The sequence below is a fragment of the Streptomyces sp. SAS_281 genome, assembly GCF_052542855.1.
In genome coordinates, this window is sequence record NZ_JBMNDO010000205.1 from 1 (window position 1) to 7850 (window position 7850).

General features: G+C 71.6%; 6 protein-coding genes and 3 pseudogenes. 4 read left to right on the forward strand and 5 right to left on the reverse strand.

The window, feature by feature from the left end:
* Window positions 1-72 precede the first annotated feature (72 nt).
* Complete coding sequence (locus tag ACN6LM_RS37155; RefSeq protein WP_445069843.1) at window positions 73-873, reverse strand: DeoR/GlpR family DNA-binding transcription regulator; 801 nt, start codon at window positions 871-873, stop codon at window positions 73-75.
* A 184-nt stretch (window positions 874-1057) separates the two neighbouring features.
* Between ACN6LM_RS37155 and ACN6LM_RS37160 the strand changes: the two genes are divergently transcribed.
* Complete coding sequence (locus tag ACN6LM_RS37160; protein WP_445069844.1) at window positions 1058-1942, forward strand: SIS domain-containing protein; 885 nt, start codon at window positions 1058-1060, stop codon at window positions 1940-1942.
* A gap of 128 nt (window positions 1943-2070) precedes the next feature.
* Here the strand turns inward: ACN6LM_RS37160 and ACN6LM_RS37165 are convergent, their stop codons facing one another.
* Both ACN6LM_RS37165 and ACN6LM_RS37170 read right to left on the reverse strand, forming a co-directional pair.
* The gene (locus tag ACN6LM_RS37165) at window positions 2071-2598 is read right to left on the reverse strand and encodes a hypothetical protein (protein WP_445069845.1); all 528 of its coding nucleotides are present in this window, start codon (window positions 2596-2598) and stop codon (window positions 2071-2073) included.
* 106 nt (window positions 2599-2704) lie between these two features.
* Window positions 2705-5440, reverse strand: a complete 2736-nt coding sequence (locus ACN6LM_RS37170) for a cellulose binding domain-containing protein (protein WP_445069846.1) — start codon at window positions 5438-5440, stop codon at window positions 2705-2707.
* Window positions 5441-5725: 285 nt separating this feature from the next.
* Here ACN6LM_RS37170 and ACN6LM_RS37175 point away from each other — a divergent pair.
* A pseudogene (locus ACN6LM_RS37175) lies at window positions 5726-5857 on the forward strand (DedA family protein); the annotation flags it as partial.
* Window positions 5858-6138: 281 nt separating this feature from the next.
* Window positions 6139-6373 (forward strand): annotated as a pseudogene (locus ACN6LM_RS37180) (response regulator transcription factor); the annotation flags it as partial.
* Window positions 6374-6377: 4 nt separating this feature from the next.
* Here ACN6LM_RS37180 and ACN6LM_RS37185 read toward each other — a convergent pair.
* Together ACN6LM_RS37185 and ACN6LM_RS37190 are read right to left on the reverse strand one after the other, a co-directional pair.
* Window positions 6378-6782 (reverse strand): Zn-ribbon domain-containing OB-fold protein, encoded by a 405-nt coding sequence (locus ACN6LM_RS37185; RefSeq protein WP_445069847.1) that lies wholly within the window; start codon window positions 6780-6782, stop codon window positions 6378-6380.
* Between the two features lie 118 nt (window positions 6783-6900).
* A complete protein-coding gene (locus ACN6LM_RS37190; RefSeq protein WP_445069848.1) occupies window positions 6901-7653 on the reverse strand; it encodes a TetR family transcriptional regulator in 753 nt (250 codons plus the stop codon).
* A 109-nt stretch (window positions 7654-7762) separates the two neighbouring features.
* Here ACN6LM_RS37190 and ACN6LM_RS37195 point away from each other — a divergent pair.
* Window positions 7763-7850: pseudogene (locus ACN6LM_RS37195) on the forward strand (electron transfer flavoprotein subunit beta); the annotation flags it as partial.

Genomic DNA, 7850 nt, shown 5'->3' on the forward strand with positions numbered 1-7850 from the left:
CAACGTGTGCGCGGCGGCCCGCTGGGGGTACGGCGAGGGAACGCCTTCGAACTCCCCCGAGAATCCTGGGGGTCAGACGGCGATGACCGTGACACCGGCCTCCGTGAAGCGGGCGGACGCCTCGGGGGCGATCCCCCGGTCGGTGACCAGGAAGTCGACCAGGGAGAGGTCGCAGACCCGGGCGAAGGCCCGCTTGCCGATCTTCGAGGAGTCGGCGGCGACCACCACGCGCTGGGCCTGCTGGGCGAGCAGCCGGTTGATGCTGGCCTCGCCCTCGTGGTGCACGTACGCGCCGCGTTCGGTGTCGATGGCGTTGACGCCGAGGACGGCCACGTCGAGCGTTATCTCGCCGAGCACCCCACTGGCCAGCGGGCCGGTCAGCTCGTACGACTGGGGCCTGGCGACCCCACCGGTGACGACCATCTTGATCTGCGGCCGGATCACCAGCTCGTTGGCGATGTTGAGGGCGTTGGTCACCACCGTCAGCGTCGGCTGGCCCGCCGCACCGCCGGCCCCGTCGCCCACCAGGTCCGCGCGGACGGCGAGCGAGCGGGCCACCTCGGTGATGGTGGTGCCGCCGGTGAGGCCGACCACCTCGCCCACCGCGACGAGTTCGGCGACGGCGCGGCCGATGGCCTGCTTCTCCGGCGCGTTGCGCCCCGTTTTGTAACGGAGGGCCAGCTCGTAACTGACGCCGTGGGCGATCGCACCGCCCCTGGTACGGGTGAGCAGTTGCTGTTCGGCGAGCTGGTCCAGGTCCCGCCGGATGGTCGCGGCCGAGACGTCGAGTGTCCTCGCGGCGTCCTCGACGTCCACCCGGCCGTGCTTACCTACGAGTTCCAGCAGTGCGTTCCACCGGGCATCCCTGGACAAGGCGGTTCTCCTCACAGGTCCGGGCTGCGGGCACCCATCCCCTTGGGCGCGATCACCGGACAGGCGCAAGCGTCGCACAAGGCTCGGGCGAGTCAAGCCCCGTGCACGCAGAATGCTTGATAATGCTCGCTCATCGCGAGTAACGTGCGTAAACGAGCATCCCATCACCAGTACGGAGTGCAAAGTGTCATTCGTCGAGATCGAGATCGCCAGTCAGCCGGAGTGCTGGCGCCGCGCAGCGGAGCTGGCACCGAGTCACGCGGCCGCGCTGCCCGCGCCCGGCGAGCGCGTCGCCGTCGTCGGCTGCGGCACCTCGTTCTACATGGCTCAGGCATACGCCTCGCTCCGTGAGGAGTCCGGGCAGGGCGAGACCGATGCCTTCGCCGCGTCCGAGTTCCCCACCCGCCGCCGCTACGACCGGGTCGTCGCGCTCACCCGCTCCGGCACCACGACCGAGGTCCTCGAACTCCTCGGCCGGCTGAGCGGCACCACGCCCACGGTGGCCATCACCGCCGACCCGGAGACGCCGGTGATGACGGCCGCCGACGCGGTCGTCGTCCTCGACTTCGCGGACGAACAGTCCGTCGTCCAGACCCGGTTCGCCACCACGCTGCTGACGCTGCTGCGCGCGCACCTCGGCCTGCACACCGACGCCGCGGTCCGGGACGCGGAGCGGGCGCTCGCCGAGCCGCTGCCGGAGGGCCTGGTGGACTGCGCGCAGTTCACGTTCCTCGGGCGCGGCTGGACGACCGGCCTCGCCAACGAGGCGGCGCTCAAGATGAAGGAGGCGTCGCTCTCCTGGACCGAGTCGTACGCCGCGATGGAGTACCGCCACGGCCCGATCTCCATCGCCACGGACACCACCGCCACCTGGATGTTCGGCGGCGCCCCCGAGGGCCTGCGCGAACAGCTTCTGGAGACCGGTGCCCGCTGGGTGGAGAGCGACCTGGACCCGCTGGCGGACCTGGTCCGCGTCCAGCGCCTGGCGGTGGCGCGCCCCACCGCCCGCGGCCTCGACCCTGACGCCCCCCGCCATCTGACCCGCTCGGTGGTCCTGGCGGACGCCTGATCGGGGGCGTCGCCCCCGGACCCCCTGTCCTCAAACGCCGGCCGGGCTGGAGTTCAGCCCCGCCGGCGTTCGAGGAGCGGAGCCCTGATCCGGGAAGGGGGCGGGGCGCAGGCCGGCCGGAGTCCCCGTCAGGACTCCTCGAAGTGGGCGTCCAGGACGGCGTCGAAGCCCTCGGTCCACTCCTTGAGGCTGCTGCGCGACGGCGCCTCCGCCTCTCCGTTGAACCAGCGCTGGGACGACAGGTGGACGGTGACCGTGAACCGGCGGCCGAAGCGGGCCGGCTTCAGCTCGACCGCGCCGATCTCGTCCCAGTCGAAGTCGGCCTGCTGGTCGTCCAGCGTGAACCGGACTCCGCCGGGACCGGCCGAGATCGAGCCGCGCCGGTCGCTCACCTCGAACGAGGGCCCCTCGGAAGCCTCTTCGTCGCTCTCCTTCTGCTCCTCCTCGTGCTCCTCGTCCTGCGCCACCGGCGCCTCGCCGGCCGGCGGCTCGGCGACTGCGTCCGGGACGGCGTCCTCGGGGGCGGGCTCCCCGGTGTTCTCCGGCTCCTCGTCCACCGCTTCGGCGGGTCGGGGGGCCGTGAGACCGGGGATGTACGCCGGGTCGGTCCCTGCGGCGTACGCGGGCTGGGTCTTCGGGTCTATGCGCTGCTCCACGGCGGGCAGTATGGCCGACGAACCTGTACGGGGCCAGTAAGGCCGTGCCGGGGGACGGGCCCGGGCCGCCCGGCCCGCCCCCCGACGCGGGGCCCCGCACCCCGCGTCAGCCGGTGGCGCAGACCTCCTCACCGAGCGAGAAGGTGTCCGGTGCCGTGTTGCCGCCGGTCAGCGTGCCCGTGAAGCCGAAGCCCGCGGACGCGCCCGGCGCCACCCGGCCGTTCCAGGAGACGTTGGCGGCCGTCACCTTCGCGCCGTCCTGCGCGGGCGTCGCGTTCCACATCTGGCCGACCTTCTGCCCGTCCGGGAAGGTCCAGGCGAGCTTCCAGCCGTCCAGCTCCGCGCTGCCCGTGTTGGTGAGGGTCACATCGGCCTGGAAGCCGCCGGACCACTGGTTGGTGACCTTGTACGTCACCGAACAGGCGGCGTCACCGGGGTCGGTGCCGGGGTCGGTGCCCGGGTCCGTGCCGGGGTCGGTCCCGGGGTCGGTGCCCGGGTCCGTGCCGCCCCCGTCGCTGTCCGAGGAGTCGCCGTACATGATCCCGCGCCCGTTGGTGGACACGTACACCCGGCCGAAGACGCGCGGGTCGCCCGTGATCGCGGCGCCGGTCCACCCCCACTGGTGGGCGTCGTCGTTGACGCGGGTCCAGGTGGCGCCCGCGTCGGTCGACCGGAAGATGCCGCGCACCCCGCCGATCTTCGCCGACACGAAGAGCGTCTGGTAGGAGGCGCCCGCCGCCGCCTTGCCGAAGCCGACGGAGTCCGCCTCCCCGACGCCGCTCAGCTTCGTGAAGGTCGCCCCCGAGTCGGTCGAGTGCCACAGGCCGTACGCGCCCGTCGTGGCGCCGCCCGCGAGCCAGATGTCGCCCTCGGTGCCGGGGACCGCCTTGAAGCGGACGTTGCCCTCGGTGGGCAGGCCGCTCGACGCCTTCGCCGTGAAGGTCGCGCCGCCGTCGGTGGAGACGTAGAAGGTGCCGGCCTTGAACCCGTAGAACTTCTTCGGGTTCTTCCGGTCCGACTCGACCGTCGCGCCCTGCGGAATCCCGGTCGACGCCGACCACGAACTCCCGTACCCGGTCGTGCGGTACACCCCGGCGCCCTCGGGGCTCCAGACGAAGCCGCTCGCGTCGGCCGCCGCCGCGACCGTGCCGCCGCCGGTCACCCCGGACGGCTCGGAGCCCTGGAACCAGTTGGAGCCGTTGTCCGTCGAGAAGCCGATGTGCGGGGCGGCGTCGGCGCTGCCGACCCGGACCACCGTGTTCGGGCTGCCCTCGGCGAAGTCGATGCTCGTGGTGGAGGTGAGGTTGGGCGAGGTGAACATCATGTCCGGCACCGCGTCGAGGTCGGTGTGCCGGAAGCCCCCGATGTCACCGAGCGCGCTGAGCAGCGGCGCCCCGGACGGCGGGCTGGCCAGGTCGTTGACGGCGGTCTCCTCCAGGCCCTTCACCATCGGCGTGATTTTGAACTGGCTGCCGGAGTCCCAGTTGGTGAGGTTCTCGGTGCCGTAGATCGTGGCGCCGGTGCCGTACATCATGCGGTTCGAGTCGAACGGGTCGATCTCCAGCGCCTCGGTCATCCAGCCCAGCTTGGGCGTGGTCTCCGGCGGCGTCGGGTTGGCGCCCCAGGTCAGCCACGGCACCGAGGAGACGTCCTGGGTGAAGCGGTTGGAGCGGTTGGGGTAGCTGGTGTAGTCCCACGCCCGGGTCCAGGTCGCGCCGCTGTCCGTGGAGCGGAAGATCTGGGTGTCGGGCCACCAGGAGCTGTACGCGGTCGCCATCACCGTGCCGGGATGCTGCCGGTCCACGGTGAGCCCGCTGAAGCCGTAGTAGGTGTCCGCCTCGGCGACCGGGCTGACGTCCTTCCACTCACCCGTCGCGGTGGTGTACCGCCAGATCCGCCCCTTGCCTCCGTCGTACGGGCCGCCGGTGTCGCTGAGGGTCAGGTACAGGTAGCCGTTGTCGGAGTCCAGTACGCCCTTGTGCGCCAGGTACCCGGTCGGCTGCCCCGCTATCCGCGACCAGGTGGTCCCGCCGTCCGTGGAGCGGTAGACGGTGTTCTCCTTGTCGGCGACCCCGACGTAGATGTCCTGGGTCGCGCTGCCCGCGCTGCCGCTGCGCTCGTCGAACGTCACCCAGACGATGCCCTGGTTGTCGTTCCCGTAGCCGCTGGTGTCGCTCGGGTCCTGGGAGTAGTTGCCCGGGTTGGGGAAGGCCGTCACCTCGGACCAGGTGGCGCCCGAGTCGGTGGACCGCCAGAGGCCGTTGCCACTGGGCGCGCCGAGGTACAGCACGGAGTTCTTGTTCGGGTCGACCGCGAGGCGTTCGCCCATCCCCCGGCCCGGCATGTTGCCGCCGATCTTGAACGGCAGCGTGCTCGCCTTCCAGGTCGCGCCCCGGTCCGAGGAGCGCAGCACCGCGCCGTTGGTGGGGTCCCAGTCGTTGGTGTAGGTGCCCACGGCGGCGTACACCTTGTCCGGGTCGACGGAGTCCGAGGCGAGGCTCACCACCCCGGTCCAGCCCCAGTGGTCCCAGTCCACCCAGTCGAGCAGCGGCTTCCACTGCTTGCCGGCCTGGTCCCAGCGGTAGGCGCCGCCGATGTCGGTGCGGGCGTAGGCGAGGTTCTTCTCGGACCGGTTGAAGACGATCCCGGGGACGAAACCGCCGCCGTCGATACGGACGTTCTTCCAGTCGTACGTGTCCGCCGCGAGGGACACATCGGATGCCTTGGCGGACGCGGTGGCGCCATGGTCTCTCGCCGACGCCGGCGCACCGGCGGCGAAGAGCCCGGCGGTGAGGGTGAGTGCCGCCACCAGGGCAGCGAAGGGTCTTGCGCTTGTGCGCACGGAAACGTCTCCTCCGAACAGGACCGCCGACAACGGCGGTTAAGGGCGTGAACGGACGTGGGAGCGCTCCCATTTCGCGTCCCGATGGTAGCGGCGTCACCCCTCCGGGAGAAGAGAACGGGCAACGTTCATCGGATGACTTGGGCATGCCGTCTTCGACGGGCGCACCTGCGGTAAACCGCACCCCGGACGGCGGCGACCCTCATACCGGCGTGCTCCTCCGCTTCCTGGCGTGGCTGGGGGCCGGGGCAGGGTGCCCCGGCGGCCGTCCGTCTGGAGCCCTCCATGCACCCCGTCCCGCTCGCTCTGCCGCAGGAGCCCGCCGGAGGTTTCGCCGGCTGGGCGGCCGACCTGATCGACACCCTCGGCGCCCCGGGGGCCGGTCTGGCCATCGCCCTGGAGAACCTGTTCCCGCCGGCCGGGCTGCTCGCGGTGGGCGTGGCCCGTTCCACGCTCGGCTGGGGCGAGCTGCTGACCCAGGCAGTCCTGGGCCCCGTCCTCCTCTTCCTCGACGTGCAGGGGCTGTTCTCGCTCGCCGCGCTGGACGCCCGGCTCGCCGGGGAGTGCTACGGACCCGGCGAGCGGGAGTCGCTCAGGCGGCGCATCGGTGAGCCGGCGGCCAGTCGGGCCGCGGTGGTGCGGGCGGTGGACCGGCAGCGCCGGCGCGTCGAGCGCGATCTGCACGACGGGGTCCCGCGCAGTTGGTCATCCGCAGCACGCACGGAGATCCGCTGTCGCGGCTGACCCCGCGCGAGCGCACCGTGCTGGAGACGCTGGCGCAGGGCCACCAACGCGGCCATCGCGCGGAAGCTGCGCATCTCGCCGAGTGCCGTCGCGAAGAACCTCAACACCGTCTTCGACAAGCTGGGTCTCGCGCACACCACCGGCTACAACCGGCGCGTCCTCGCCGTGCTGCGCTGTCCGGAGGCGTGAGGCCTCAGTACCAGTCGGCCGAGCCGGGCGGGTCGCAGACTTCGAGTACGACCTCGCCGGACACGGAGGTGCGGCCGCCGGCCGGGCGGACCCGGTCGCCGACGTTCACGAGGTGCGGGGCCGCGCCCACGATCCGGCAGCGGTAGACGAAGCCTTCGGGGAAGCGGACCAGGGACTCGTTGCGCATGATGCGCGAGTAGCGGTTGACGACGTTGGAGCGGATGACCACGCCGTGGCCGTCGCTGTGCGCGGATCGGAGATCGCTCGACGCGCAGACGGGGCACAGGAGTTTACGGAAGGAGGCGGTGTGGCACCAGCGGCACACCTGATAGACGAGCCCTTCCTGGCTGTCTGCTTCCGCCGCGTCGCGAGCCGGCCGCCCCATCACGTCGATTCCGGTACTGAACACGTTCCGCCTCCCGCGCTCGACTCGGTGCGCCGCACCTTCGACGACGGCACACCGGCACCGTATGGCACTTAGTTCCAGGAGTAAAGGCACTGAGTGCCGCGAAATGGCGGCCGGGGCCTCAGGCGGTGCCGAGGGCGGACTCGATGTGCTGCACCACGCGCCACATCGGGGCACCCTTGCGCGCGACCATGACGATCACCTCGTCGTCGCCCGCGGAAGAGGTCACGGCGGCGGATTCCGGGTCCGGCGCGGGCGCGACGGTCCGCGGGGCCGCCCCGCCCCACACCGCGCGCACCAGTTCGAGGGCCCGGTCCACCTCGGCCCCCGCGTCGCCCTCGCCGCCCGAACGCAGCCAGGACCGCAGCCCGTTGTTGTGCGCGGCGACGACCGAGGCGGCGATCACCTCGGCGCGCAGCGCGGCGTCGGGCCCTGCGTCCGGGTCCCCGGCCCAGCGCCGCTCCAGATAGCCGGCGAGGGTCCTCTCGTAACGGCGCACCACGGACAGTTCGTACGTGCGCAGCCCGGGCACCTCGCGGGTGAGCCGGTAGCGCTGCACGGAGAACTCGGGCTTCTCCGCGTACATGCGCAGCACCAGCCGGGCGCCGTCGCACACCGTGGCGACCGGGTCCGCGCCGTCGGCGTCCGCCAGGAACGCGGTCATGTCCGCCAGGCACCGCTCGTGGTCGGGGAAGACCGCGTCCTCCTTGGAAGGGAAGTAGCGGAAGAAGGACCGCCGGCCGACCCCGGCCCGCGCGACGATGTCGTCCACCGTGGTCCGCTCGAACCCGCGCTCCAGGAAGAGCGCGAAGGCCGCCTCGGCGAGCACGTCACGCATGGGGGGCTTCTTGGCCGGCCGGCGGTCTTCGGTCATGCCGGAAACGTAACACCGAAAGCAACTATCTGACACTGGGTACCTTTACGAAGGGTACTGAGTGCCATAGGATTCCCGCAGGACACCACCAGGTACAGGGAGAGCCGGCGTGAGCTTGAGGATCGTTGTCTGTGTGAAGTACGTGCCCGACGCGACCGGTGACCGGCATTTCGCCGATGACCTGACGTTGGACCGTG